General features: G+C 72.5%; 22 protein-coding genes, 1 tRNA gene and 1 riboswitch. Of the genes, 6 read left to right on the forward strand and 17 right to left on the reverse strand.

From position 1 onward, the window contains the following. The 5 genes from L6E12_RS08375 to L6E12_RS08395 form a co-directional block, all read right to left on the reverse strand. Positions 1-1485 (reverse strand): ABC transporter ATP-binding protein, encoded by a 1485-nt coding sequence (locus tag L6E12_RS08375; RefSeq protein ID WP_236227311.1) that lies wholly within the window; start codon positions 1483-1485, stop codon positions 1-3. After that, positions 1482-2264, reverse strand: a complete 783-nt coding sequence (locus L6E12_RS08380) for an ABC transporter permease (RefSeq protein WP_236227312.1) — start codon at positions 2262-2264, stop codon at positions 1482-1484. The genes L6E12_RS08375 and L6E12_RS08380 overlap by 4 nt, the downstream gene beginning before the upstream one ends. Continuing rightward, a complete protein-coding gene (locus tag L6E12_RS08385; protein WP_236227313.1) occupies positions 2261-3202 on the reverse strand; it encodes an ABC transporter permease in 942 nt (313 codons plus the stop codon). The genes L6E12_RS08380 and L6E12_RS08385 overlap by 4 nt, the downstream gene beginning before the upstream one ends. Position 3203: 1 nt before the next feature. Then, positions 3204-4721, reverse strand: a complete 1518-nt coding sequence (locus tag L6E12_RS08390; protein ID WP_236227314.1) for an ABC transporter substrate-binding protein — start codon at positions 4719-4721, stop codon at positions 3204-3206. 106 nt (positions 4722-4827) lie between these two features. Further along, a riboswitch (cobalamin riboswitch) is annotated at positions 4828-4897 on the reverse strand. 100 nt (positions 4898-4997) lie between these two features. Next, positions 4998-5549 carry a cysteine hydrolase family protein gene (locus L6E12_RS08395; protein WP_236227315.1) on the reverse strand — a complete coding sequence of 184 codons (552 nt, stop codon included), beginning with the start codon at positions 5547-5549 and terminating at the stop codon, positions 4998-5000. 158 nt (positions 5550-5707) lie between these two features. On the opposite strand from L6E12_RS08395, the gene L6E12_RS08400 reads away from it, so the two are divergent. Together L6E12_RS08400 and L6E12_RS08405 are read left to right on the forward strand one after the other, a co-directional pair. Next, positions 5708-6946, forward strand: a complete 1239-nt coding sequence (locus tag L6E12_RS08400; protein ID WP_236227316.1) for a hypothetical protein — start codon at positions 5708-5710, stop codon at positions 6944-6946. Beyond that, on the forward strand, positions 6943-7614 hold the full coding sequence (locus L6E12_RS08405; protein WP_236227317.1) for a DUF998 domain-containing protein: 672 nt from the start codon (positions 6943-6945) through the stop codon (positions 7612-7614). The genes L6E12_RS08400 and L6E12_RS08405 overlap by 4 nt, the downstream gene beginning before the upstream one ends. A 413-nt stretch (positions 7615-8027) precedes the next feature. Here L6E12_RS08405 and L6E12_RS35670 read toward each other — a convergent pair whose 3' ends face one another. Together L6E12_RS35670 and L6E12_RS08410 are read right to left on the reverse strand one after the other, a co-directional pair. Next, positions 8028-8285 carry a transposase gene (locus L6E12_RS35670; protein ID WP_374201851.1) on the reverse strand — a complete coding sequence of 86 codons (258 nt, stop codon included), beginning with the start codon at positions 8283-8285 and terminating at the stop codon, positions 8028-8030. An 18-nt stretch (positions 8286-8303) separates the two neighbouring features. Continuing rightward, complete coding sequence (locus L6E12_RS08410; protein WP_236227318.1) at positions 8304-8903, reverse strand: TetR/AcrR family transcriptional regulator; 600 nt, start codon at positions 8901-8903, stop codon at positions 8304-8306. A gap of 64 nt (positions 8904-8967) precedes the next feature. Between L6E12_RS08410 and L6E12_RS08415 the strand changes: the two genes are divergently transcribed. Beyond that, positions 8968-10422, forward strand: coding sequence for an FAD-dependent monooxygenase (locus L6E12_RS08415; protein ID WP_236227319.1), 1455 nt, complete (start codon positions 8968-8970; stop codon positions 10420-10422). Between the two features lie 84 nt (positions 10423-10506). Here L6E12_RS08415 and L6E12_RS08420 read toward each other — a convergent pair whose 3' ends face one another. The 3 genes from L6E12_RS08420 to L6E12_RS08430 all read right to left on the reverse strand — a co-directional run bounded on the left by L6E12_RS08420 (position 10507) and on the right by L6E12_RS08430 (position 15427). Then, on the reverse strand, positions 10507-13941 hold the full coding sequence (locus tag L6E12_RS08420; RefSeq protein WP_236227320.1) for a DeoR/GlpR family transcriptional regulator: 3435 nt from the start codon (positions 13939-13941) through the stop codon (positions 10507-10509). Positions 13942-14086: 145 nt separating this feature from the next. Continuing rightward, a complete protein-coding gene (locus L6E12_RS08425) occupies positions 14087-14662 on the reverse strand; it encodes a DinB family protein (RefSeq protein WP_236227321.1) in 576 nt (191 codons plus the stop codon). Positions 14663-14695: 33 nt separating this feature from the next. Then, positions 14696-15427 carry a LysR family substrate-binding domain-containing protein gene (locus tag L6E12_RS08430; protein ID WP_236227322.1) on the reverse strand — a complete coding sequence of 244 codons (732 nt, stop codon included), beginning with the start codon at positions 15425-15427 and terminating at the stop codon, positions 14696-14698. 57 nt (positions 15428-15484) lie between these two features. Here L6E12_RS08430 and L6E12_RS08435 point away from each other — a divergent pair, with 57 nt between their 5' ends. Continuing rightward, complete coding sequence (locus L6E12_RS08435; RefSeq protein ID WP_236227323.1) at positions 15485-15916, forward strand: DUF5997 family protein; 432 nt, start codon at positions 15485-15487, stop codon at positions 15914-15916. A gap of 73 nt (positions 15917-15989) precedes the next feature. Here the strand turns inward: L6E12_RS08435 and L6E12_RS08440 are convergent, their stop codons facing one another. Continuing rightward, positions 15990-19145 carry a discoidin domain-containing protein gene (locus L6E12_RS08440; protein ID WP_236227324.1) on the reverse strand — a complete coding sequence of 1052 codons (3156 nt, stop codon included), beginning with the start codon at positions 19143-19145 and terminating at the stop codon, positions 15990-15992. 306 nt (positions 19146-19451) lie between these two features. After that, positions 19452-20654, reverse strand: a complete 1203-nt coding sequence (locus L6E12_RS34320; protein WP_236227325.1) for an alpha/beta hydrolase — start codon at positions 20652-20654, stop codon at positions 19452-19454. Positions 20655-20799: 145 nt separating this feature from the next. Between L6E12_RS34320 and L6E12_RS08450 the strand changes: the two genes are divergently transcribed. Then, positions 20800-20976, forward strand: a complete 177-nt coding sequence (locus L6E12_RS08450; RefSeq protein WP_035281581.1) for a CsbD family protein — start codon at positions 20800-20802, stop codon at positions 20974-20976. 54 nt (positions 20977-21030) lie between these two features. Here the strand turns inward: L6E12_RS08450 and L6E12_RS34325 are convergent, their stop codons facing one another. Next, positions 21031-22194 carry an alpha/beta hydrolase gene (locus L6E12_RS34325; RefSeq protein WP_236227326.1) on the reverse strand — a complete coding sequence of 388 codons (1164 nt, stop codon included), beginning with the start codon at positions 22192-22194 and terminating at the stop codon, positions 21031-21033. Positions 22195-22234: 40 nt separating this feature from the next. Further along, positions 22235-22831, reverse strand: a complete 597-nt coding sequence (locus L6E12_RS08460; RefSeq protein ID WP_236227327.1) for a TetR/AcrR family transcriptional regulator — start codon at positions 22829-22831, stop codon at positions 22235-22237. A gap of 91 nt (positions 22832-22922) precedes the next feature. Between L6E12_RS08460 and L6E12_RS08465 the strand changes: the two genes are divergently transcribed. Then, positions 22923-23936 (forward strand): hypothetical protein, encoded by a 1014-nt coding sequence (locus L6E12_RS08465; RefSeq protein WP_236227328.1) that lies wholly within the window; start codon positions 22923-22925, stop codon positions 23934-23936. A gap of 25 nt (positions 23937-23961) precedes the next feature. Here the strand turns inward: L6E12_RS08465 and L6E12_RS08470 are convergent, their stop codons facing one another. The 3 genes from L6E12_RS08470 to L6E12_RS08480 form a co-directional block, all read right to left on the reverse strand. Next, positions 23962-24378, reverse strand: a complete 417-nt coding sequence (locus L6E12_RS08470; protein ID WP_236227329.1) for a hypothetical protein — start codon at positions 24376-24378, stop codon at positions 23962-23964. A 107-nt stretch (positions 24379-24485) separates the two neighbouring features. Next, positions 24486-24559: transfer RNA gene (locus L6E12_RS08475), tRNA-Cys, on the reverse strand. A 342-nt stretch (positions 24560-24901) separates the two neighbouring features. Beyond that, positions 24902-25411 (reverse strand): metallophosphoesterase family protein, encoded by a 510-nt coding sequence (locus tag L6E12_RS08480; protein WP_236227330.1) that lies wholly within the window; start codon positions 25409-25411, stop codon positions 24902-24904. Positions 25412-25606 lie beyond the last annotated feature (195 nt).

Consider the following 25606-nt stretch of genomic DNA (forward strand, 5'->3'; position numbering starts at 1 on the left):
TCAGCGCGGGCCGTGCTTCCACTGGGTCTGCGCGGAGCCGGGTGACTCGGTCACCCGGCCGCCGTCGACCGTGATGGTGCGGTCGGTGATGGTTGTCAGGGCTTGGTGGTCGTGGCCGATCAGCAGCAGGGCCATGCCGGTGCGGGTGGACGCGTTGTCCAGGGTTCGCAGGGTGGTGGCCCGGGTGGTGGCGTCCAGGCCGCTGGTGACCTCGTCGCAGATCAGGAGGCGGGGGTGGGCGAGGAGGGCTCGGGCCAGGGCGCAGCGCTTGAGTTGGCCGCCGGAGAGTTGGTGGGGGTGGCGGGTGCCGATGGAGAGGCCGAAGGCGTCGAGCAGGGCGGTGGCTTCCGCGCGGGCCTCGGGTTCGGGGAGGCCGCGCAGTCGGGTCGCGGTGGCGGCGACCTGACCGAGTACGTCGCGGAACTCGTCGAAGGAGGCGTGGGCGTCCTGGTGCACGTATTGGACCGCCCGCAACTGTTCCCGTGAGCGTTCGCGGACGTGGGCGGGGAGGGGTAGGCCGTCGAGCGTGATGGAGCCCCCGGAAGGCGGCTGGAGACCAGCGATCGCGCGGGCCAGTGTGGTCTTGCCTGCTCCGGACGGGCCGATCACCGCGGTTCGGCTCGCCTCGGTCAGGGTCAGGTCCGTCGGTCGCAACAGGACCGTGTGTCCCGCTCGCACGGTGAGGCCCGCCGCGACGACCACGGGTGGTGTGCTCGCCGCCGGGCCCGGCGGGAGCGGGGTGTCCCCGGTCAGGAGGGCGGCGGTGCCGGGGTGTCGGGGAGCGGTGAGCACCGCGTCGGCGGGGCCGGTTTCGACCAGGGCGCCGTGTTCGAGGACGGCGATGTCGTCGGCGGTGGCGCGGACCAGGTCCAGGTCGTGTGTGAGGAGCAGGAGAGCCATCCCGGCTGCGGACAGCGCTCGCAGACGTTCAGCGAGGCGTTCGCGGGCTCGGGGGTCGAGGCCGGTGGAGGGTTCGTCGAGCACCAGCAGGTTCGGGGCGGTCACCAGGGTGGTGGCCAGCGCCATCCGTTGCTGCTGGCCGCCGGATAGCTGGTGCGGGAACCGGTGCCAGTGCCCGGGATCGAGCCCGGCCGCGTGCAGGGCGCGTTCGGCGGCGGCGATCCGGGCGGCTCGGCCGCGGTGGCCGACCGCGGCCAGTTCGACCAGGACGGGACCGCACCGCCGCACCGGGTCCAGCACGGCGCCCGGGTGCTGCGGCAGGTGCCCCACGGCCCCCGCCCGCGCCCGCCGCCGCTCGCGGGGACCGAGACCCAGCAACTCGACGCCCCCGAGTCGCACGGTCCCGCCCAACCGCACACCGCGCCGGGATTCGCCGAGCGCGGCCAGGCCGAGCGTGGTCTTGCCCGCACCGGAACCGCCCAGCACCGCGAGCACCCGCCCTGCTCCCAGCCGCAGGGAGACGTCGTCGAGCAGCGCGTGGCCGTCCGCGTCCGCGCGGAGCCCGTCGAGCCGCAGCAGGGTCATCCGCTCCTCCGCCCGCGCCCCAGGACCGAGTCCGCGACCAGGTTGGCGCCCACGCACAACCCCACCAGCAGCGCCGCGGGCACCAGCACCACCGCGGGCTGCGCGTACAGGGCGTCGCTGTTGCGGTCGATGACCACGGCCCAGTCCACCGACCCCGACGGCAGCCCCAGGCCCAGGAAGTTCGCCGACGCCACCAGCCCCAGTACCAGCGCGACCCGCGTTCCCGCGTCGGTGGCCACCGGTCCCAGCGTGGACCGGGCGACGTACCCGACGTGGATCCGCCACCACGACTGCCCCTGCAGGTACAGCGCCTCCACCGCCACCCGGCACCCCGGTGCCAGCGCCGCCGCCCGCACGACCCGGACCACCGCGGGCACCTGCACCGCGGCCGCGGTGAACACCAGCACCACCGCCCCGCGGTGCCCGGTCGCCGCGAGCACCATCAGCACCAGCAGCGACGGGAACGCCAGCACCAGGTCCAGCCCGCGCATCAGCACCTCGTCGACCACCCGCCGCTGTCCGGCCGCCACCAACCCGACCGGCACGCCGACGCCGTAGGCCAGCACCAGCGCCGCCGCGGTGAACCCCACCACCGACAGGCCGCCGGAGAGCACCACCGCCAGCACGTCGCGCCCCAGCACGTCGGTTCCCAGCGGGTGCCCGGCCCCCGGTGGCGCCGACGGCGCACCGACCGGTTCGACCGACCCGGCCACCAGCGGCCCGCCCAGGGCCACCAGCAGCGGGACCACCAGCAACACCCACCCCAGCGCCCGGCTCACCGCAGCACCAGCTCCCGGCGCGGGGTCAGCCGGTGGGCGACCAGGTCCGCCGCCAGGTTGCCCAGCACCACCACCCCGGCGAAGACCAGCACGTACCCCTGGACCTGCGGGACGTCGCGGTTCTGCACCGCCTCCACGAACCCCGTCCCCAGCCCCGTCACCGCGAACAGCGACTCCACCACCACCGCGCCCGTGAGCAACCCCTCCACCGTCCGCGCCAACTGCTGCACCACCGGCGCCGAGGCCCCCGGCAGCACGTGGCGCAGCACGACCGCGTGCTCCGGGAGGCCGAGCAGCCGCAGGTGCCCGGCCACCTCGCCCGCGCTCTGCTCCGCCACGCCGATGCGGACCTGCCGCGCCAGGTCGCACAGCTGCCGCGCCACCAGCACGGTCACCGGCAGCACCAGCACCTCCGGCCGGGCGAGCAGGTCCACCCCGGCCGCGGTCGCCGGGAACAGGCCGCCGTGCACGGCCAGGGCCGCCACCAGCAGCAGGCCGAGGACGAACTCCGGCACCGCGTGCAGCAGCACCGCGACCGACGTCAGCACCCGGTCCACCCGGGAGCCCCCCCGCAGCCCGCTCACCACCCCGACCAGCAGGGCCAGCGGCAGCAGCACGAGCAGCGTGACCCCCGCGAGCAGCGCCGTGGCGGCCAACCGGCGGCCGATTTCCTCCGTGACCGGCAGACCGGTCACCAGGGATTCGCCCAGGTCGCCGGTGAACAGGCCGGAGATCCAGTGTCCGAAGCGGACGGTCAGCGGCTGGTCCAGGCCCAGACGGGCGCGGACGACCGCGACGTCCTCCGGTGCGGCGTGTTCGGTCAGCACCACCGAGGACGCGTCGCCGGGCAGCAGGGCGGTCATGCCGAACGTGGCCACCAGGACGACCAGCGCCTGCACCGCGGACAGCCCCAGGCGCCTGGCCGGGTAGCCCGGCACCTCAGGACAGGGTGACGCGGTCGAACCTGGCCCAGTCGGCGGTGTTCGGCGGGGAGCCCACCACACCGGACACCCGCTTCGACGTGGCGACCGCCCAGTTGCTGAACCCCCAGGCGAGCAGTCCGGCCCGGTCGTGGGTGATCCGCTGGGCCTCGGTGAGCAGGGCCAGCCGCTGCTGCTCGTCGGCGGTGGCGACGGCGCGGTCCAGCAGGTCGTCGAAGGCGGGGGAGGTGAAGCCGTTGGTGTTGCTGGAGCCCCGGGTGCGGAAGCGCTGCTTGAGGAAGGTGGGTACGGGCAGGGTGGCGGTGCGGGTGTGCGCGGCGACGCCCTTGGTCTTGATCTCGGTGAAGTAGGTGCTCGACGCGCGGGTGTTGGGGGTGACGACCAGGCCGATCTCCGAGAGCTGGCGGGAGATGAGCGTCGCCGCCGTCTCGAAGCAGGGGTCGATGTCGCTGGTCTCCAGCGGGAACGCCAGGCCCTCGGCACCGGCCTCGCGGACCAGCGCGCGGGCCGCGTCAACGTCCCGGGTGCGCTGGGGTAGGTCGGCGGCGTACCCGCGCAGGCCCTTGCCGAACAGGTCGTTGCCCACCTCGCCGCGCCCGGACAGGGCGATCCGGTTCAGCTCGTCGCGGTCCACGCCCAGCAGCACGGCCCGCACCAGCCGGAGGTCGGAGAACGGCGGCTCGGTGAGCCGCAGGGCCACGCCCTGCATGGTCGTCAGCCTCGTCTCCAGCAGCGAGACCCCGGACTCGCCGGTGAGCCGGGCCGCGGTGCCCGTCGCCAGGTCGTGGGCGTAGTCGACCTGGCCGGACAGCAGGGCGTTGACCCGCGCCGCCTCCTCGTTGACCGGGACGAACTCCAGTTCCGCCAGGGTCGGTCGACCCTCCCAGTGGCCCTCCCAGGCGCGGAACACGGCCGGGCCGCCGGGGGTGAAGGACGCGAAGCGGAACGGCCCCGAACCGACCGGGGCGGTGAAGTCCGTGGTCCCCGCGGGCACGATCTCGGTCCCGGGGGCGCCCAGCCCCGCGGCGAACTCGAAGTCCGGCGCGGCCAGCACGAACTCCACCTCGGTGGGGGACAGCGCCCGGCTCGCGCCGAAGTCCACCGTGGCGAAGTACTGCCGCGACGACGACGCCACCGCCGGGTCGGCCACCCGCCGCAGGCTGTGGAGCACGTCCTCGGCGGTCACCGGCTTGTTGTCGTGGAACGCGGCTTTCCGCAGCTTGACCCGCCACCGCCGCCCGGTGGGGTCGCTCTCCCAGGACTCGGCCAGCCGGGGCCGCAGCGACATGTCCGCGTTGTAGGCGACGAGGGTGTCGAACAGGGCCTTCGCCCGCGCCTGGTCGACGAACAGCGACACCAGCGCCGGGTCCAGCGTCTCCTTCGACCCGCCCGCGGCGAACGCGACCCGCAGCCGCCCGGACGCGGCGGGACCGGTGCCCGCGCAGGCGGTCAGGGGACCGAGGGCGGCGGCCCCGAGGACACCGCCCAGCAGCGCGCGGCGGGAGAACTGGACCATGGTGGCGACCTCCGGGACGGCGAGTGCTGTCCCGGGCGTCCGCGCGGTGCGGAACGGGGACCCGTTCCGCACTCCGCGACAGACAGGGTTGTTCGTGTCCCGGGGCGGGCATTCCGACTCGTGGCGCGCGGCCACTCACGGTTGCGGGTCAGCGCCGGATTCGCACCGGCTTCCCCCGCCGGGGGACTGTTCGGTTGTGCGAGGACCGTAGCCCACGGCCCGCGCCCGGTGGCACGGGACTCCGGGCACGGGGCCCGGTGCGCCGTCCGCTGCGGTTCAGCCGAAGGTGACGGCCTCGGTCTTGATCGTCCCCGCCCGGCGCCCGGGGGCGGTGTGGTGGTCCCAGCAGAGGTTCGTGTGGTCGATCACCTTGTCCGGAGTCGGTGCACCCCACTCGGAGAGGTCCTCGGTGGTGTGCGCGTCGGCCACGAGCGTCGCGTCGTAACCCCGGGCGATCGCCCCGTGCAGGGTGCCCCGGATGCACGCGTCGGTCTGCGCGCCGCTGACGACGAGGCTGCCCACCCGGTGCTCGGCGAGCACGGCCTCCAGGTCGGTGTCGTCGAAGGAGTCGGCGTAGGCCTTGTGCACCACCGGCTCCGACTCGGCCGGGACCAGTTCGGGGACGTACTGCCACTTCTCGCTGCCCCGGGGGAACTCGTCCGAGTGGTGCTGCACCCACACCACGGTCGTGCCCGCCGCCCGGGCCCGGTCGACCAGGGTGGCGACGTTGGCGATGACACCCTCCCGGTTGTGCGTCCCCGCCATGACCCCGTTCTGGACGTCGACGACGAGCAGCGCGGTGTTCGGGCGGTCGGTCAGGGTGGTCATGGCACTCCTCGGTGTCGGTGTGGGACCACGATAGGACCGAGGCCCGACAGGATCGGGTTTTCGCGGCGGAACGGCCTGTGGATACGAGGAGTGCGGATCCGATCACCCGCCGGTACCCTTGGCGGCTCGTGGTCGGGTGCGAGTCGGGGGAACTGCTGGTGAACGCGAAGGTGTGGGCGCGAATCGCCCTGGTCGTGCTGTTGTCGTTGACGGGGCTCGGCGGTGTGGCCTCGGCCGCCCCGGTCCGGCGGGCGCCGGTGGTGCTGTTCCCGGCCTTTCACCTGAGCAAGCTGGAAGTCGTGGTGGCGGGCCAGACGGCGGCGCCGGAGTGCCCGAGGACCGGCCGCTTCCAGGACTGGTACCGCAACGACCGGCCGAGCGCGGACTTCAGCCAGGTGTGCCAGGACAAGCTGCTCACCCTGCGGTACCGGGCCGACCGGTCGGTGCCCGTGGCCGCGCGCTTCTCCGAGCAACCCGGGGTGCGCGTGCGCCTGGTCGACTTCGGACGGACCTCCAGCGCCCCCTTCTACGAGCCGATGTACCGCAGGCTGGAATCGGTGGGCTACGTCCGCGACAAGGACATCCGGGTGGCCGGGTACGACTCGCGCCTGACCCCCGACATGGGTGGCTTCCTGCCCCGGACCGTGCGCCTCATCGAGGACACCGTGCGCGCCAACGGCGGCCGGAAGGTCCAGCTCGTCGGCCACTCCAACGGCCCGCTGTACGCCCACCACCTCCTGACCCACACCACCCGCGAGTGGCGCGAACGGCACATCCACGGCTTCACCCCGATCGCGGGCAACTTCCCCGGCCAGGGCCTGCTGTACCCGACCTTGTTCACCGGCCTGAACGTCCAGGACTTCGGCTACCCGAGCACGGTCGAGAACGCCGAGAGCAGCGCCCGCATGTACCAGGCCGCCCCCTCCACCTACATGAGCGCCGCCGACCCCGAGGTCTTCGGGGACCGGGAGGTCGTCCTCACCGACCAGTCGACCGGCCGCTCCTACACGCCCCGCGACCACCCCCGCCTCCTCGCCGACGCGAACCTCCCCGTCGCGGCCGAGATCGCCCGCCACTACGTGGGGTTCGTGGAGTTCACCGGCCCCCGGTGGTTCCCGAACGTCGACGTCCACGCGGAGAAGGGCTCCGGCCTGCCGACGGTGGTGGGCGCCACCCTGCCCGACCTCCGCACCGGCCAACTCCTCACCCCGCCCCAGTTCCTCACCCGGGACGGCGACGGCAACCAGGAAGACCTCACCAACGACGCCGTCCGCGTCTGGAGCACCATGCGCCACCACCACTTCTCCCTGACCGACAACCCCGGCGTGGACCACTTCGCCCTCCCCAACGACCCCCAGGTCCTGAACCGCCTGGTCACCACCCTCCAGACCCCGTGAGCACCGCGAAGCCGGCCTCCCGCGCCCTGCTGACCGGCGCGGCGGCCTGCTGGGTCCTGGCGGTGGCGGTGTACCTGATCGCCGAGGCGATCGCCGCATCGGCGTTCCCCGGCTACTCCTACGCGACGAACTACATCAGCGACCTCGGCGTCCCGGAGGTCGCAACGGTCGACGGACGCGCCATCGATTCGCCGCTGCACGCGGTCATGAACGCGGGTTTCATCGCCCACGGCGTCCTGTTCGTCGTCGCCGCGCTCCTCGTCACCCGCGCGGCACGCGTGCGGCACCACCGCTGGTTCGTCGCGCTCGCGGTCGTCCACGGCGTCGGCATCACCCTGGTCGGCATCTTCTCCGGCAGCCAGGAAGCGCTGGAGAGCGGGCTCGCCGCCTTCCACGTCATCGGCGCGGCCATGGCCATCATCGGCGGCAACCTCACCGCGATCGTCGCCAGCCGCACAGCACGCCGCGGCGCCGCGGCCCTGAGCCTCGCCCTCGGGGTCGTGGGCATCGTGGGCTTGGTGATGCTCGTGGTCGACCCCGGGACGACCGCGATCGACCTCCTGCCGGACGGCGTCTGGGAGCGCCTGTCGGTCTACACGATCCAAGCGTGGGAACTCGTCGCCGCCACGGCAGCGCTCGCCTGGCTCCGGAGTGCCCCGAAGACCTAGGCCGTGTCCTGCAAGGGGCATCGGAACCAGAGGATGATTGCGGCGATGGCCAGTTCTGCCTGGTGGTAGGCGGATCGTTTCGCGTATCGGTGGCGAGATCCCGGAATTGCTTGAGCCGGTCAAAGCACCGCTCGACCACGTTGCGCCGCGTGCAGGTGTCCGGGTCGAAGGTCGGTGGGCACGCACCCTGTGCGCCCTTGGCGGCTCGGTGGGCGGTCTGGTCGGCGCGTTCAGGTCAGGTGAACCTGATGCGCCGCTCCCGCAGCGCTTGTCGGGTGCAGGGGTGGGAGCCTCGTCCGCGATGACCGTGTCCGGTCGTGTCCGGGGACGCCCCGGCCCGGACCTGGCCACGCGGATGCCGTTGAGCAGCGGCAACAGTTGTAGGTTGTCCCCGGCCTGGCCCGCGGTGAGGATCACCCGCAACGGCAACCCGCGCCCGCCGCAGCCCCCCTTTTTTTCCGGGCCCCCGCCGCATGCCGGTGGGCCCGGACCACGGTGGAGTCGACACCGATGACCCATTCCAGAGAACCCACCGAGTCGTCTTTGACCACCACATGGGCAAGGATCCGGTCCCAGGTGTCGTCCCTGGTCCACAACCGCAGCCGCTCATGCGCGGTCTTCCACAACCCATACCGCTCGGGCAGGTCACGCCACGGGGCACCGGTTCGCAGTTTCGTGGGGAAGAGCGGCTACTTCGGCGGCTTCGCCGACTGTCGGCCCGCTGCGGGCGCGAAGCCGGGCTCGATGAGGTCGAAGATTTCCTCCACTGCGGCCTGCGGGTTCTCAGCGTCCCGGGCCAGGGAGTAGGCGTCCAGGGTGAAGCGGGCGAGCGCACGACAGGCGGTGGTGGACGTGGGTGCCTCGGGGTCCGAGGCGATGGCGGAGGCGAGGGCCTGCTCGTGCCGCGCCCGCATGTGGGAGGCGTAGCCGCGCAGCGCGGCCGAGCTTTCGACGAGGGTCCAGAACGAGGTGGATTTCGGTGTGGAGAACCACCGGGCGGCGTTGAGCGCCTCGGCGCGCAGCGCGGTGAGCAGTGACTGATCGCGGCTCCGGTTCGCCACGGCGCCGACCAGGCGTTCCTCGTGGTGTTCGTCCTGGTCGAAGACCAGTGCCTCCTTGGCGGCGAAGTGTGCGAACACGGTGGTCACGGCGACGTCCGCTTCCTTCGCCACGTCGCGCATGCCCACCTCGTCGTAGCCGTGTTCCACGAAGAGGCGCAGCGCGACCTCCGCGATGTGGTTGCGCGTCGCCGCCTTCTTGCGCTCCCGGCGCCCCTCCTTCGCATCCATCGGAACAGGGTAGCAAATCCTACCGAGTTATGAAGTCATAACGTGTTAGCGTTAGAGTACGCGTATGACTGCCACTGAAGTTCTCGTCGTGGGAGCAGGACCGACCGGCCTGATCACGGCTGCGACCTTGGCCCGCAAGGGGGTGGAGGTGCGCATCGTCGACGCTCAACCCGGGCCGCAGATCGGGAGTCGGGGCAAGGGCGTCCAGCCGCGCACGCTCGAACTCCTGGACGGCTTCGGTGTGGCAGGCCGCTTGCTCGCCGCCGGACGGACACGCCTGGTGATCCGGTACGCAAACCCCGACGGCAGCGTGCACGAGCACGACATGACCAAGGGTGTCGAGCCGACACCGACCACACCGTTCGCCCGCCCGCTGGTGCTGCCGCAGTGGCGACTGGAAGAAACCCTGCGTGACCTGCTCGCCGGGTACGGCGCCAGGGTCGAGTTCGGCACGAGCCTGGTCGACATGCGGTCCGGCGACGACGACGTCACCGTCGAACTCTCCTCGGGCGAGCGCTTGCACGCCGGGTGGCTGGTCGGCGCGGACGGCGGGTCCAGCACCGTCCGCAAGCTCGCGGGCGTGTCGTTCCTCGGGGTGACCCGCGAAGAGCAGCAGATGCTGCTCGGGGACTTCCGCCTCGACGGCATCGACCGCGACTGGTGGCACGCCCGCCGCCGATCCGGTGGTCAGCGCCTGTCACTGGTGCCGCTGCCCGCGACTGATTCGTTCGTGCTCCAGGCCGAGATCAACGAGAGCGACGGCGACATCGAGCCGACACCCGCCACCTACCAGGCTCTCGTCGACGACGCCTACGGACGCGGAGTCGTCACGCTCCGCGAAGCCCTGTGGACCTCGCGCTGGCGCTACAACGAGCGGATGGTCGACCGCTACCGCATCGGGCGCATCCTGCTCGCCGGAGACGCCGCCCACGTCCACGCACCCGCGGGCGCCCAGGGCATGAACACCGGCATCCACGACGGGATCAACCTCGGGTGGAAACTGGCCTCGGTCCTCAACGGCGCGCCCGAGCCGCTGCTGGACACCTACGAGCAAGAACGGCTGCCGATGGCCGCAGCCGTGCTGGGCCTCTCCAAGGAGCTGCTGACGCGCTTCGCGCGGTTCGAGGACTCCGACCTCGATGCGATGTCCGGCCTGGGGATCACCTACCGCGGCGGTCCGCTCAGCCCGCCCTGGGACGGCGCAGGCCCGCACCCGGGCGACCGCAGCCCCGACGCGCTCTGCTCCTGGCCCGACGGGCGCCCGGTGCGCCTGTTCGAGCTGCAACGCGGCGGCGACTGGACGCTCTACCGGTTCGGCGTCGGCCCGCTGCCCGACGTCGCCGGGGTCAATGCCCACTCGATCGGCTCCGACCTGCTCGACCCGCACGCCACGGCGAGGTCGGCGTACCAGGCCCACGACGACGAACTCATCCTGATCCGCCCGGACGGACACGTCGGACTGCGCACCCGGGACGCAGCCGCCGTCACCGCGTACCTGGCCGCCGTGACGGCGAGCTGAGCGGGAACTCGGTCACTTCACGCAATCTCCCCGACCCATCAACTGTGATCACTCACAGCCTGAACTCCACTTTCGACACACGGCTCAGCAGCTCTTGCCGACGTTGTTCTCGTACTCGTACGCGCACCTCGGCAGGGCGTTGTCGTCGCCCACGTTGTCCACGGTCAGGATGCCCACCGGCCGGGTCGTGCCCGTCGCGGAGGTGGTGAAGTCGATGGTGCCGGTGGCGCCCTGGTAGTCCTTGAACCCGCGCATCTCGTGCGCGATGGCGCCCCGGTTGGGCGAGTACGGCGGCTGGGTGGTCGACGGGGGGTCGAGCGGGTTCGGTACGCGGCGCCGCTGCTGGTTGAGTTCGACGGCGTGGACGAACAGGCCCGCCGCGTCGTAGGCCAGGCCGACGCGTTCGCCCGGCCACGGCCTGCGGGGCCGCTTGTCCTCGGGCAGCTTGCTGTAGCCCTCGCAGAACGCGGTCAGCGCCTGGTCGTCCGCTTCACCCGTTCCGCCGGGGCGGCACTTGCCCTCGGCGAGCACGACCCTCGGGGCCAGGGACACGAAGGAGGCGGGCCGGCCCGCGAGGTTGATGTCCTGGCGCACGCTCTGCTGGGCCATGAACCGGGACACGGTGTCGTCCCCGACGACAACCGGCTGTTCCTGGCCGGGTTTGCCGCAGGTGGTGACGACCTTGATCAGGAAGTTGCGGAAGTCGTTCTCCCGGCCGGCGTAGAACAGCATGGTGTCCGCGCCGCAGGCGGGCACGATCTCGCCGACCTGGGCGCCCCAACTGCTCGGCGTGGAGAAGATCCCCTTCTCCCGCAACGCGTTCGCGCTCTCCTCGACCAGTGTGCGCAGGTAGTTGTCGCTCAGGTCCGGGTGGTACACCATGACCCGCCGGACGCCCAGGGTCGCGGCGTACCCGGCGACGGCGCGGGCCTGCGTGCCGTTGGGCGGCACGAGCTGGAAGTACAGCGGCGACAGCGACGGCAGGATCGTGCCGGTGAGCGTGGTCGCCACGACCGGCACCCCGTGGTCGCCCAGCGCCCCCAGCGCGCTCTCGGTGGCGTCGGTGGTGAGACCCAGGTTGACCACGCCGAGCACCGACGGGTCGTCGTCGATCATCGGCAGCAGCAGGTCGTCGACCACCGTGCGGGCGGTCCGCATCCCCTCGCCGCCGTTGGCCACCACGATCCGCAGCAGCGGGCGGTCGTAGTTCTCCACGTTCAGCGCCCGCTGCTGGATGTGCAGCCCCTCCAGTTCCTCGGCGATGGACGCGTCGGTGCCCGGGGACTCCTCCGCGTGCGTCAGGTCGCCGAAGTAGACCAGGCTGACCAGCGGTCGCCCGCTCGCCTCGTGCAGGTCCTCGGCGACGCGGTTGGAGGCGAAGACATCGCGCTGCGCCTGCTTCAGCCGCTCGTCGGTGCCGAAGACCTGGCTGGTGTCGTCGCTGTAGCCGACGCACTCGTCCAGGTCGTCCATCCAGCGCACCGAGACCCCGTCGCCGAGGGTCAGCGGCAGGCAGCCGTTGCCGTAGCGCTGGGCGGCGGGCAGGCCGACGGTGCTCACCAGCGCGGCCACCACCAGCGCGAAGGTCAGCACCAGCGCCCACGGCCGGGCCAGCACGGGCGGCTTGGGCGACTGGTGGCCGTCCCAGGTCCGCCAGGCCGCGTCGTCGGCGTCGCTGGGGCCGTCGCCGCCGGGGTCGGGGACGGACAGGAACAGGAAGCGGGCGTCGGCGCTGAGCTTCTGCCTGCCCACCGGGAGCCCGTTCTCCCACGCCTCCAGCGCGGCCCCGGCCTCCTGCGCGCGCCACGGCGCCTCACCGGGGCGCAGGTCGTCGGGCTTGCGCTGCGCGGTCGCCACCACCAGCAGCGGGTCGTGCTCGGTGGACTCGTTGCGCACGTCGTTGATCAGGCGCAGCAGCTTCCAGCCGCCGTTGCCCTGGGTGATGCCCTCCAGCAGCACCACCACGTAGGAGGTGTGCCGCCACCGGCGCGGTCGCAGCCGCCTCGGCCGGAACTCGGCGCGCAGGTCCTGCAGGAACGCGTGCACCAGCAGCTTCTCGACCTGGTCGGCGCTCTCCCGGCCGCGCCGGTTGTCGGCGAGCCGGTCGGCGAAGTCGACGAACCGGGTGGAGTGGCCGGGCATCATGAACGGCTGCCGCATCAGCCACCGGGGCTCGCCGAAGGTCCGCCACAGGCCGAACCGGGCCAGCCGCAGCAGGTCCGGCACCAGCGTCAGCAGCCGCAGCCAGAGCGAGTCGCCCCCGGTCTCGGGGGACAGCGCCGATGGTCTGCCCCTGGTGTGCCACTCGCGCAGGGCCTGCACCGTAGGGAACGTCTCGTCGCGCTGCACCGCCTTGCCCGCTGAGCGCCGCGTCAGCCAGTCGACGAGGTGGTAGTGGCGGAAGCGGGCCCGCCGCGTGGAACCGTAGACCGGCAGGCGCAGGCCCTGGCGCAGTTGCTCCAGCAGCGGCAGCACCGGCTGCCGGTCGTCCGGCTGCTCCGAGCCCTTCTCCGCGACCACCCTGGCGAACGGTGGTTTGCGGGTCCGGCTGGCCAAGCCCTCGGCCAGCCCGTCGAGCACCTCCGCGCCGGACTGGCCGACCAGGCACACCAGCGGCAGCGGCCGGTCGCCGCGCAGGTCGCTGTACTTCGGCCCCCACCACCTCGGGCGCTCCACCAAGCCGATGAGCAGCCCGACCAGGTTCGACAGCCCCCGAAACCGTCGGCGGGCGGGTACCCGGGGTGCCGCGTCCGTCGTCATCCGGACATTATGTGACACCGCCCGCGTCAGGGTGAGGCTTTGACAACTTGTGTCCAGCCCGCGCGGCGTGGTGTGTCGGACCCGGTGGCCGGAGCTGTCGGCGACCACGGTGTCGACGCCCGCCGCCAGGAAGGGCTCCGGGTCGGCGGTGTCGTCGGTGACGAGCGTGCAGCCCCGGGGCAGCCGGGCCCAGGCGTGGAACGGGCTGCGCCCGAGCTTCGCCGCGTGCGCCAGCACGTACACCCGCTCGGCGCGGGCGGCCATGAGCTCCTTGAGCCGGGTCTGGTCCAGTTCCGCCTCGCAGATGCCGCCGTCGGCGGTGACGCCGTCCGCGCCGAGGAAGGCGCGGTCGAAGGTCATCCGGTCCAGGGCGGCCTCGGTCAGCGGCCCAACGAAGCCCTGCGACACGTGCCGCAGGGTGCCGCCGAGGCACTGCACGTGGATCTGCTCGACGTCGGCGAGGGCCTGCAACGCGGTGAGGCCCGTGGTGGCGACCGTCAGCGGGAACGTGGTGCGCAGCTCCAGCGCCAAGGCGCCGGTGGTGGAGCCCGCGTCGAGCACCGCGTTCTCCCCGGGGCGGACCTGGGCGGCGGCCCAGCGGGCGATGGCCTGCTTCTGCGCGTAGGCGTCGCCGATGCGCTGGCGCAGGGTGGTCTCCGGGTGCGGGTCCAGTGCGATCGCCCCTCCGCGGGCGAGGACGCCGTCCGCCGCCTGGCCGAGGGCTACACCTTCGCCACGGTCGCCTCCGACCTCACCCACCTGGAGCAGATCGCCGCCGCCCACCTGGCGGCGGCCCGCGCCTGAGAGCTTCCTCCGCGCGCATCCCGCGTGGACCGGTCGTGGTGGGACGGAGTGCCCGGCGATCGTGCCGGGCACTCCGGGGATCGGGCGGTGCCTCCGGGGATCAGGCGGGGACGCCGGACTTCGCCCGCCACCCGGGCGGCGGGTCCTCGCCCGTCCGGCCGTCCACGGCCTCGCGGAGGAGGTCGGCGTGCCCGGTGTGGCGGCCGTACTCCTCGATCAGGTCGCACACGAGCCTGCGCAGGGTGGCGTGCTGCCCGTCCGGTCCGCTGATGTGCACGCGCTGGTCGAGCCCGCCGTCGGCCAGCGCCGCCGCCAACCGCTCGCGCGACCGCGCCACCGCGTCGTCCCAGAGCGCGTACAGCTCCGCGGGCGTGTCCCGCGCGGCGGAGGTGAACGGCCACTCGAACTCGTCGTCCCACTCCGCGGGCCGCCACGGTCCGCCGATCGGCGTGCCCGCGAACTTGACGGTGAACGTGTAGTCCTCCACCACCGCCAGGTGCTTGAGCAGCCCACCGATGGTCAACGAGGACGCGCCGACGCGGGTCCGCAACCCGGCGGCGTCGAGGTCGTCGGCCTTCCAGCGGAAGGTGGCGCGCAAGCGGTCGAGCGCACCGATCAGGTGCTCGGACTCCGTGCCCGCGAGGGGCGGTTCCCAGGGGGTGTCACCTTCGGTCATCGGGCCACCGTAGACCCGTCCACCGACACGTCCCTACGACCGCTTGCGGGGCTTCCCGCGCTTGCCCGCCTGGTTGCCGCCGCGGTGCTTGGCCGTGCCGGTGGGCTTGGGCTTGGCGGGTTTGCGGGGGGTGCTGTCCGGGCGCTTGGGCTCCGGGGGTGTCTGGGCGCGGCCCCGGGTGCTGTTGCCGGTGCGACCGCGGATGATGCCGATGAACTCCTCCACCGCGTCGGTCGTCTCGTCCTCCGGCCAGGACAGGGCGACCCGGGATTCCGGGGCGTCGGTCAGCGGGCGGTAGGTGAGGTCCTTGCGGTGGTGCAGCCGGGCCAGGGACTGGGGGACGACGAGCAGGCCCACGCCCGCCGCGACCAGTTCGATCGCGTCGCCGGTGGTGGCCGGGCGCTCGACGGCTTCTTCGCCCGGGGGGCGGTCCCAGTCGAGGGTGTCGTCCAGGGGGTGCAGGACGATGCTGTCGGTCAGGTCCTCGGTGGACACCTCGTCCGCCGCGGCCAGGAGGTGGTCCTTGGGGAACACCACGACCGTGGTCTCCGTGTAGAGGGGGATGGCGTGCAGGCCGGTGCGGTCGACCGGCAGCCGCAGCAGGGCCGCGTCGGCGGCGCGGTCGCGGATCAGGGCCTCGGCGTCGGCGGCGGGGACCTGGACCAGGGTGAGCGGCGCCTCGGGGAAGCGGTCGTTCCAGGTCCGCACCCACTTGCTCGGGATCACACCGGGGACGTAGCCGAGCCGGAACGGGGGCGCTGTCACCCGGCCAGATTACCGGGCGTGATCGGGGGTGCCGCACACGCCCGATACCCTGGACCCATGACGTCGCCCAAGACCCCCCAGACCATGAAGCCCGCGACCGCGGCGAAGAAGCTGGGCGTCTACCTCGAAGCCACCCCCGCGCAGTTCCAGGAGGGGGTCGTCTCGCGCGACGAGCTGAACGCGCTGCAGGCCGACCCGCCGGAGTGGCTGCGCGACCTGCGCCGCGACGGTCCGCACCCGCGGCCGGTCATCGCGGCGAAGCTGGGGATCTCGATCGGTGGGCTCGCTCGTGGGGGGATCGTGGACCCGCTGACCACCGAGCAGGTCGAGGCGTTGAAGGCCGAGGGGCCGGAGTGGTTGGCGCAGGAGCGGGCTGTCCAGGCCGAGGTGCGGAAGGAAACCGCGCGGTTGAAGGCGGAGAAGGCCGAGAAGGCGGCGGAGGCTGCCAAGCCGGTCAAGCGCAAGGGGCAGCCGCACCGGCCGCGTTGACAGGGCTGAACTCACAGCACGCGTGTCCGCCGTGCGGGGTGTTCCCGCACGGCGGACACGCGTTGTGCCCCCCTCACTGTCCGATGCGGATCTCCTTGGCGACGCTGGGCACGCCGTTGGCGTCCAGGGCGAACAGCAGGTAGCTGCCCGGCAGGGCGACACCGGGATCGGCGGGGACCGTGATCTGGTGCGAGGTGGGGCTCAGAGGGGTTGGGGTGAGGGGGATGCGGCGCTGGTCGGTGTCCACCGTGTGGGTGGTCGAGCCGACGCGCATCAGGGCGAAGCCGGTGACCGCGCGGTCGGTGCCGATGGTGAGGACCGCGCCGTTGGCGGCTGTGGTGGGGGCCGAGGTGATGGTGGGGCGGGGTTTGGGCGTGCCGTCGGGGTTGAGGAGGTAGGGCGGGGTGAGGATCTGGCCGTCGGGGTGGTTGGTGGCGCAGGTGCCGCACAGGCCGCCGCCACCGGAGAAGACCCGGCCGTCGGGGAGGAGGTTGGCGACGCTGTGGTACGTCCTCGGCACTGCCATCGGGGCCAGGCGGGTGAAGGTGCCCGTGACCGGGTTCCACAGTTCCGGGGTGAGCACCGCCGTCTGGTCGCTGAACGGGACCGGGTAGCCCTGGCCGCCGATCACGACCACCGTGCCGTTGGGCAGCACCACGCTGTTGGCGAACGCCCGAGCGTAGGCCATGTCGCCGACCCGTTGCACCACGGGTGAACCGGTGGAGATGTCCACTGTGTACGCGCGGGCGGTGGCGTCGGCGTTCTGGTAGGCGGGGGCGCCGCCCACCGTGAGGATCTTGCCGACGTCGTACATGACCGCGTTGCCGTTCATCGCATCCGCGCTGTCGCCGCGCAGGCCCGCGTCGGTGACTGAGCCCGTACCTGTTGTGGAGACCCAGTTCATCCGCCTGCTCGGGCCCGCGTGGAAGACCCGGCCGCCGCCGACGGCGAACAGCCAGGTGTGGTTGTCCGCGCGGTAGACGCCTTGCGGGTCGACGGTGAGGAACGGTTCCGGGCGCACACCGGACAGGGTGCGCCACGAGTTGCTCGCGGGGGAGTAGACCTCGCCCACCTTGTTGCCCTCGCCGCCGCTCCACGAGCCGCCGACGGTGAACGCCTCGCCCGTCGACAGGGTGGTCTGCGACTGGTAGCCGCGGGCGGTGTTCAGCTCGCCGGAGGCCGACCAGGTGTCGGTGGCCGGGTTGTAGATGCTGGCCTTCTTGGCGTCGCTGCCGCCCGCGACCAGGACCCGGCCGTCGGCGAGCATGGAGATGCCGGGGCAGAACATGTCGTGGCCGGTGTTGTCGACGCGGCGCTGGGTGACCTGGCCGGTGGTCAGGTCCATGATGGCGGTCTGGGTGTAGCCGTTGCTGCCGCCGAAGTTGTCCGCCGCGTAGGCCGACCAGGTCAGCAGCTTGTTGTTCGGCAGCAGCGCCGAGGCCACCGGCACGATCGGGAAGCCGACCGTCGCGCCCCACAACCCGGTGACGCTGGCGTCCGGGGCGGCGGAGGCGGCGAGCACGTCGATCTCGGCGGCCGAGGACCACGGGCCGCGGTTGCCCGCCTCGGTCAGGGCGGTCAGCCGGACGTAGCGGGCCTGCGCCTCCGGGAAGCGGACCGTGCGCACCGCGGAGCCGTCCGGCCACGTGCCGGTGGCCACCGGGGTGCCGAAGGTGACGCCGTCGGCGCTCAGCTCGATCCGGTACTGCCCGATGTTGCCGTTGCCGTTGTCCCCACGCGGTCGCACCTGGAGACCGGCCACGGTTTGCGCTGTGCGCATGTCCAGGGTGATCCAGTGCGGCAGCGGGGCCGCCGTGCCGGACCACCGGGAGTGCCAGATCGTGGCGTCGCTGCCGTCGAGGACGTTGGCCGCGCGGCCGTCCTCGGAGGCGGTCTCCTGGTCGGAGGCGGTCGCCACCCAGCCGTCGCGGTTCAGCGGGCCGACCGCGATCGGTTGCGCGGGTGGGCCGTAGGCGTGGAACTCGGCCGCGGCGGCCACGGTCTGCGTCGTGCTCACCCGCACGTAGCGGGCGGTCGGGGTCCCGGTCAGGGCGACCGCCTTGGGGGTGGCGTCGGTGGCCCAGGTGCCGGTGGCCACGGCCGGGCCGAACGTGGTGCCGTCGGTGCTGACCGCCACCGAGAACGCGCCGAGCCGCCCCTCGGTCGAGTCGCCGCGCGGGGTGACCACGACCGACGACAGCGGTTGTTCGCGCTGGAGGTCGACGGTGAACGACAGGCCGCTGCCGGTCGTGCGCCAGTAGGTGGCCGGGTCGTTGTCCACCAGCGCGGCCGACGTCGCCGTCCACCCCGCCCGGGACAGCGGCAGGTGCGTGCCCGGGAGCGGGCCGAGCAGGTTGATCTCGGCCGCCGAGGACCACGGGCCGCGGTTGCCCGCCTCGGTCAGCGCGGTCAGCCGCACGTACCGGGCGGTGGCCACCCGGGAGAACCGCGCGTCCTGCACGACGTCGGTGTCCGGCCAGGCCCCGGAGGACACGTCGGTGAACGCGGTGCCGTCGGTGCTCACCGCCACCCGGTACTCGCCGATCCGCCCGTTCGCCCCGCTCGCCCGCGGCCGGTAGAGCAGGCCGCCCACCGCAGTGGGCTGCTTGAGGTCGAGGGTGATGCTGTGCGGCAGCGGGGTGGCGACCACGTACCGGGAGTGCCAGTGCGTGGCGGCGTTCCCGTCGAGCACGTTCGCGGCGGCGCCGTTCTCCCGCAGGGTCTCCTGGTCGCTCGCGGCGGCGGTCCAGCCGGTGCGAGCCAGGGGGGTCATGGGGACCGGGGCGCCGGGGTCGCCGAGCAGGTCGACCTCGGCCGCGGCGATGCGCGGGGCGCGGTTGCCCGCCTCGGTGAGCGCGGTGAGCCGGACGAACCGGGTGCCGGTGACGGCGAAGCTGAACGCCTTGGCGGTCGCGTCGTCGGCCGCCGTGCCCGCGGCCACGGGGGCGCCCCAGGTGGTGCCGTCGAGGCTGAGGCGGATCTCGTACTGGCCCAGGACGCCGATCCCGCCGGTGGTGCGCGGGGTGTAGACGAGGCCGGAGACGGGCTGGGTGCGCCGCGTGTCGATGGTGATGGACTGGGGCAAGGGGCCCGCCGCGGCGGTTTCCCACACCGTGGCGGGGTTGCCGTCGAGCACGGCGGCGGCGGTTCCGGTGGTGGCGGTCGCCGTCCAACCGGCCCGGGGGAGCTTGGTCGCCGTCGGCACCAGGGCGGCGGCGGTGGCCACCACGTGTCGACTGTTGTGATCCTGGTCACTATGAGTTTGATCGAACAGGAATGGGGTAACTAAAACACCCGCCAGAACCACTGTGAGGAACCGGATTGCTCTGATCGGTCGTACCCGTTGGGCCACCCGGTCACCCCTTGGTTCGGCTGCTCGATCGGCGGCTCTGCCTGAGCGCCGACCGGGCATCGCCCAGTCCGGTTCGGGTGTTTCACGCCAGGTGGCGGGTGTGGCGCGTCAGGGGGTCGGGTGTGGTCCCACTGGCGGATCGCATGCAGCCGCTCGTCCAGGGGGCAGACCGACGGCGCAAGTTCAGCGGAGGTGTCGGCGCAGCCAGTTCTCGGTGATGGTGAGGCGGGCCTGGTTGCCGAGGCTGCCGGTGGCGCCGGTGTCGTAGGCGTGGTTGGCGAACGGCAACCGCACCAGGGTGACGTCGATGCCCGCTTCCCCGGCCCGGTCGGCGAAGGCGCGCACGCCGTTCGGCGGCACGACCGAGTCGTCGTCGGGGGAGATGACGAGCGTGGGCGGCGCGTTCGCGGGGAGGACGGTGGTCCCGGTGATGCTGCGGTAGCGGTCGGGGACCTCGGCGGGGGTGCCGCCGGTGTAGGCGCGGCCGAGGAAGCGGGTGTCGAGCTTCGGGTCGTCGCCGATGGAGAAGCCGTTGTCGTAGGCGCCCACCGGGTCGACGGCGGGGTACTGCACGGCGAGTGCGGTGACCCGGGGCACGGTGCCGCCGCAGGAGGACTGCGCGGTGCCGTCGGCGGCGCGGTAGGCCAGGGTGGTGGCGAGCTGCCCGCCCGCGGAGTCGCCGAGCAGCGCGATCCGGGTCGGGTCGCCGCCCCAGGCGGGAGCGCGTTCGGCCGCCCAGCCCAGTGCGCACGCCAACTGCGGGCCCGCGGTGTCCCAGGTGTGCACGGTTTCGGAGGCCAGCGTGTACTCCACGCTCACCACCAGCCAGCCCCGGTCGGCGAACCAGCGCATGTCGCGGTCCCGGTCCAATTCGGACCCTTCGACCCAGCCGCCGCCGTGGGCGTAGACCATCAGCGGGGCGTTCGCGGTGGCCGGGCGGTAGACCGCGGCGTGCAGGTCCTGGCCCGACGCGGTCCGGCTGTACACCGGGTGCTCGTCGGGTCCGTCGCCGAACGGTGAGGTGGGCACCAGTGCGCGGAACGGGTTGATCGTCGCCCCGGCCGCCGCGGCGGCGATCCAGAAGCCCACGACGACGACCAGCGCCATCGCCGTGCCCACGCCCCCGGCGACGCCGAGCACCGTCCCGGTCCGCCGGAACCGCCTGCGCACCAGCAGCGCCCCGCCGACCGCCGGCAACCCGATGACCACCGACGGCGCGGCCGTCGTCGCCGCGACCGCGGTCCCGGCGGCGCCGAGCAGGCCGAGCCCGGGCAGCAGTGCGCCCAGCCCGAGCAGCACCAGCACGAGCGCGACGACCGCCACCACGACGGCCCCCACCACCCCGAGCACCCTCGACCCGGTGCCGTCCCCCCGTGTCCGCGCCACCACCACTCCTTCTGCCGTGTTCCCCCATCCTCGGGGAGGCGATCACCGCACGCACCCCGATGTGACGCGTACGTCCGCCGAGGGCGAAAGAGGTTTGACGCGCGCCGCGCCGGGCACCCCATGAGCACACGACGAAGGGATCGACATGAGCGACGCCGACAAGATCGACGCCAAGAGCGACCAGCTCAAGGGCAAGGTCAAGGAGACAGCGGGCAAGCTCACCGACGACAACGAGATGGAAGCCGAAGGCCAGGGCGACCAGACCAAGGGCCACCTCAAGCAGGCGGGCGAGAAGATCAAGGACGTCTTCAAGAAGGACTGATGGCCTGGGTTGTGGTGGGCGGGTGATCCGGCGATCACCCGCCCACACGCCTGTTCAGCGGTCGCGCAACCACCGCGCGGTGGTGGTGAGCGTGGCCTGGGAGCCGAGGCTGCCGCCGGTGAGGTCGAAAGCGTGCTGGGCGAACGGGATGCTCACCAGCGTGACGTCGACCCCGCCCGTGCGCGCCTTGTCGGCGAGTTCGCGGTTTCCTTGCGCGGGGATGAAGTTGTCGCGTTCGGGTTGGATGATGAGGGTTGCCGGGGCGGCATCGGAGATGTGGGTTTCGGGGGAGATGGCGGCCACGCGGTCCGGGTGGGCCATTGGGGTGCCGCCGAGGTACCAGTCGGTGAAATCGCGGGGACCCAGGCCGTGTGCTGGGTTTCCGTGGTCGTAGGCGTGGAGCGGGTTGGCGACCGGGTAGACCGCGACCACCGCTTTCGGCACGGGGACGGGACCCAGTTCCGGGCAGGTTGACGCCGCTGTGCCCGTTGCCGCTGCCCAGGCGAGGTTCAGGGCGAGGTTGCCGCCCGCTGAGTCACCGGAAACGGAGAGCCGAGCGGTGTCGGCACCCGCCTCCCGGGCTCGTCGGGCTGTCCAGGTGAGTGCGCAGGCGACGTCGGCGGGAGCTTCGTCCCAGGTCGGACTGTCCGGTGTGGCCAGTCGGTAGTCCACGCTCACCACGTACCAGCCGTGGTCGGCGAACCAACGGGGGTGCGTTCCGGAATCCTTCGCGGCGCCGGTGAACCAACCGCCACCGTGGATGTGCATCAGCACGGGAGCGCCTTCGATCGTCCCGGGTTCGTACACCAGTGCCCGCAACGGTTCGCCGTCCACCACGGCGTAGGCGGTCGTCCGATCGGGTTCCGGCGACTCGGTGGTGAGGGCGAGCGCGGCGAACGGGTTCACCGAACCGCCCGCCTCGACCACCGCGACGACGATGGAGCCGGTGACAGCCCCCGAGGTGACCAGGGCAGCGACCGACACGGCCGCCGCGACACCGCTGGGCCACCCCCGTGGCCGCCGCACCGCGACCGGGACCGCCACGGCCGCCGCGACCAGGCTCACCAGGACCAGGTGCGGCCCGTGGACGGCCCACGTCAGCACGCCGACCAGCGGGAGGCTCACCGAGCCCGGCCGCAGCAGGTCGGCCACGGCGACGAGCAGCACGCCCGTGCCCAGTGCGGCGGCGACACCGGCCGCCACAGCCTTCCAAGCCACAGTGCCTCACTCGGGGTAGGTGCCGCGATTGCGGCACGCGTCAGCCGGTTCGGCGGACCAGGGGCAGGTAGACCTCGTCGACGATCTCGACGAGGACGCTGTCGGGCACGGTGGTCAGGCCGCGGGTCAGGTACTCGTTGCGCAGCAGCACGAGCGCGACGGTGGCGACGCGGGGGTGCACGGTCCCGGTGGCGACCTCGCCCCGGGCGGCGGCTCGGTCGAGGATGGCCAGCCAGGGCCCGGTTCCGCCGTCGGCGACCTGCTCGTGCAGTTGCGCCAGCAGTTCCGGGTCGTCGTTGGCGCTCGCCAGGAGGCTGCGCAGGACCTCGGCGCGCGGTGTGGCCAGGTCGCAGTTGACGCCCCGCAGCAGTTCCAGGGCGTCGCCGCGCAGGTCGCCGGTGTCGGGCGTCGGGGTCTGCTCGGTGACGAGCTGCCGGTAGGCGGCGACACCGAGGGCGGCGCGGTGCGGCCAGCGGCGGTAGATGGCGTTCTTGTTGGTGCCCGCGCGCCTGGCCACCCTGTCCATGGTCAGCCCGGCGTACCCGGACTCGGCGAGTTCGGCCACGGCCGCGCGCAGGATCGCCCGCTCCAGCTCGGCGCCGCGCCGCCGGGTCGCCACCTGTGCTCCCACCCCCATGCCGACCTCCTCCGGCGACGAGCGTACTGCACCGCCACGCCGATATAGAGTACGGTACGTACCGTACCTTAATTGACCAGGAAGGTCCCCCATGCGAGCCAAGGGCATCGGCTACGACACCGGCCTGAGCCTCGACGGCAAGACCCGTCGACCGTTCGACCCCGACGTCGTCCGCCGCGAACTCCAGATCATCCGCGACGACCTGCACTGCACCGCCGTGCGGCTGTGGGGCGACGACATGGAGCGGTTGGAGTTCGCCGCGGACCACGCGGCCACCCTGGGCCTGGAGGTCTGGTTCTCCCCGTTCACCCACCAGTTCGGCCCGGAGGAGATGCTCGCCCTGCTCGCCGACGGCGCCGAGCGCGCCGAGCGGGTCCGCCGCCGGGGAGCGGAGGTCGTGTTCGTGACCGGGGCCGAGCTGAGCCTGTTCAACCGCGGCTTCCTGCCCGGCGACAGCGTCCGGGAGCGCACGGCGACCCTGCTCGAACGGCGGTCCGAACTGGGCACGCTGCTCGCGGACCTGCCCGCGCGGATCAACGACTTCCTCGGCGAGGCCGTCGCCGTCGTCCGCGAGCGGTTCGGCGGCAAGGTCACCTACGCCTCGGTCCCGCTGGAACGCGTCGACTGGGCACCGTTCGACATCGTGTCGGTGGACGCCCACCGCTCCCAGGAGGTCGCCCACGTCTACCAGGACGGCATCCGCGCGCTGGTGGCCCAGGGAAAACCGGTCGCCATCACCGAGTTCGGCTGCACGCCCCACCGCGGCGCGGCCGACCACGGCGCCCTGAGCGGGGAGATCGTCGAGTACTCCGACGGCGTCCCCGTGCGGCTCGACGGCGACTACACCCGGGACGAGGAGGAACAGGCGGGTTACCTGCGCGAACTGCTGGACATCTTCGTCGCCGAAGGGGTGGATGCCGCGTTCGTGTGCACGTTCATCTGCCACGGCCTGTACCACCGCGCCGATCCCCGCGAGGACCTGGACATGGCGAGCTGGGGCGTGGTCAAGGTCCTGGAACACGGCACCGGCGACACCTACCCGGACCTGCCGTGGGAACCGAAGGCCGCCTTCGCCGCCGTGGCCGACCACTACCGGACCGGGTGACGCCCCCGCCTCTTCGGGGTTGCGGTCAGGCGTCGTGCGCGCGCAGCTCGGCGCTGCCCTGCACCGCGCTCAGGAACCGCTCCGCGAGCGCGTCCACCGCCGGGTTGGCGTGCTCGTGGTCCAGGCTCAGCGACAGGACCGTGCCCCCGCGCTCACCCACCACGGCGGGTGAGACCCGCAGTGCCCCCGCCACCGGCGCCAGGTCCCCGCTGACCACGAAGGCCACCAGGAACGACCCGGCCCCGCGCACGGCCGAGGTGAACCGCACCTCCAGGCGCCGGGAACCGATGCCGGGCAGCTCCGCGGTCAGGTGGTGCACCTCGTCGACCACCGCCAACCGGGAGATGTCCGGCCAGAACTCGACGATCCGGTGCGCTCGGAGCAGCAGGACCACACCGTGCGGGTCGGCCTCGATGTGGCGGCTGAGCAGGACAACGGGCATCAGGACATCCGGGTGCGCTGGGGGACGGTGTCCTCCGCAGGCTAGAGGGTTCCGGCGCGGCGCGCGCCGGAACCCCGCCCGCTGCCCCCCTTCGTGGGGGCGGTGAGTGGAGACCCACCCGGGAGTCGAACCCGGAATCAACGGTGTTGCAGACCGTCGCACGACCGTCGTGACGTGGGCCGGGATGTGGAGCCAGAGGATTCCGCTCTTGGAGCAGAATGGCGAAAGAATGGAAAAAAGGGCAGCGCGAAGAAAAGAGCCGCCGGATCGTCAAGCGATCCGGCGGCTCTCGCGTCCACGACGTCCTACGTCATGACGGAGAGCCTGACCAGCGCGAACAGCGGGGTCGAGCGCTCGGCGAACAGCACGGGGCACCCGAGGAAGTCCGGCACGACTGCCGCGTCCTCTGCTGGTTGCCCGCCATGACCTGCTCCTTTGTCGACCTGTGTTGCATTCACTATCCAGGGCCGCTCAGGCCCTGTCAACGTCCATTTCAGGGCGTCCGCGAAATGGCGGCGCCGGGTCACTTCGGGGCGCGGGGTCCGGTGACGGCCACGATGTCGGCGGTGACCACCTCGCCGTCCTCCAGGTGCAGCAGGCCGATCGTGCCCACCGGCTGGCGCCTGCGGTCGGTGGGGGAGCCGGGGTTGAACACCCGCACGCCGTCCACTGTGGAGTCCCAGGGGATGTGGGAGTGGCCGAAGACGACCAGCCGGGCGGCGGGGAACAGGCGCCGCATCCGGGCTTCGCGGCCCTTGGCCTGGCCGCTGTCGTGGACCATGGCCACCGGGACGCCCGCCAACGACAGCTCCAGGGTCTCCGGTGCTCCCCATTCGGCCACGTCGGGGCCGTCGTTGTTGCCCAGCACCGCGTGCACCGGGGCGTAGGATTCCAGCTCCCGCAGGACGGGGGCGACGCACACGTCACCCGCGTGCAGGATGACGTCGGCGGCCCGCAGGTGCGGGAACAGCGCCTGTGGGCAGGACTTCCAGTACCGGGGCGCGTGGGTGTCCGACAGGACGAGGACTCGCACCCGCCGATCGTGCCACAGGCCCGGGGGTCCGGCGCGCGGCGGGAACCGGTTCCGGTTGCGGCAGCCGCTATCGGTATTCGAGAAAAATTGTCGCCATCTTTACCCTGTTTGCCGAGTCTTGGTATTTGTGGTGAATTCCGATTACTCTTCACCCCGTGTGGTTCGGCGGCGGGTGGCGTGGCGCACTTTCGTTCA

This window comes from Actinokineospora sp. PR83 (assembly GCF_021056305.1).
Classification (GTDB): Bacteria; Actinomycetota; Actinomycetes; order Mycobacteriales; family Pseudonocardiaceae; genus Actinokineospora; species Actinokineospora spheciospongiae.

Excerpts from the sequence above, each read along its gene's own strand:
- L6E12_RS08375 (WP_236227311.1), bottom strand. The coding sequence starts at position 1,485 with ATGACCCTGCTGCGGCTCGACGGGCTCCGCGCGGACGCGGACGGCCAC.
- L6E12_RS08390 (WP_236227314.1), bottom strand. The coding sequence starts at position 4,721 with ATGGTCCAGTTCTCCCGCCGCGCGCTGCTGGGCGGTGTCCTCGGGGCC.
- L6E12_RS08395 (WP_236227315.1), bottom strand. The coding sequence starts at position 5,549 with ATGACCACCCTGACCGACCGCCCGAACACCGCGCTGCTCGTCGTCGAC.
- L6E12_RS08410 (WP_236227318.1), bottom strand. The coding sequence starts at position 8,903 with ATGGATGCGAAGGAGGGGCGCCGGGAGCGCAAGAAGGCGGCGACGCGC.
- L6E12_RS08415 (WP_236227319.1), top strand. The coding sequence starts at position 8,968 with ATGACTGCCACTGAAGTTCTCGTCGTGGGAGCAGGACCGACCGGCCTG.
- L6E12_RS08425 (WP_236227321.1), bottom strand. The coding sequence starts at position 14,662 with ATGACCGAAGGTGACACCCCCTGGGAACCGCCCCTCGCGGGCACGGAG.
- L6E12_RS08435 (WP_236227323.1), top strand. The coding sequence starts at position 15,485 with ATGACGTCGCCCAAGACCCCCCAGACCATGAAGCCCGCGACCGCGGCG.
- L6E12_RS08450 (WP_035281581.1), top strand. The coding sequence starts at position 20,800 with ATGAGCGACGCCGACAAGATCGACGCCAAGAGCGACCAGCTCAAGGGC.
- L6E12_RS08460 (WP_236227327.1), bottom strand. The coding sequence starts at position 22,831 with ATGGGGGTGGGAGCACAGGTGGCGACCCGGCGGCGCGGCGCCGAGCTG.
- L6E12_RS08465 (WP_236227328.1), top strand. The coding sequence starts at position 22,923 with ATGCGAGCCAAGGGCATCGGCTACGACACCGGCCTGAGCCTCGACGGC.
- L6E12_RS08470 (WP_236227329.1), bottom strand. The coding sequence starts at position 24,378 with ATGCCCGTTGTCCTGCTCAGCCGCCACATCGAGGCCGACCCGCACGGT.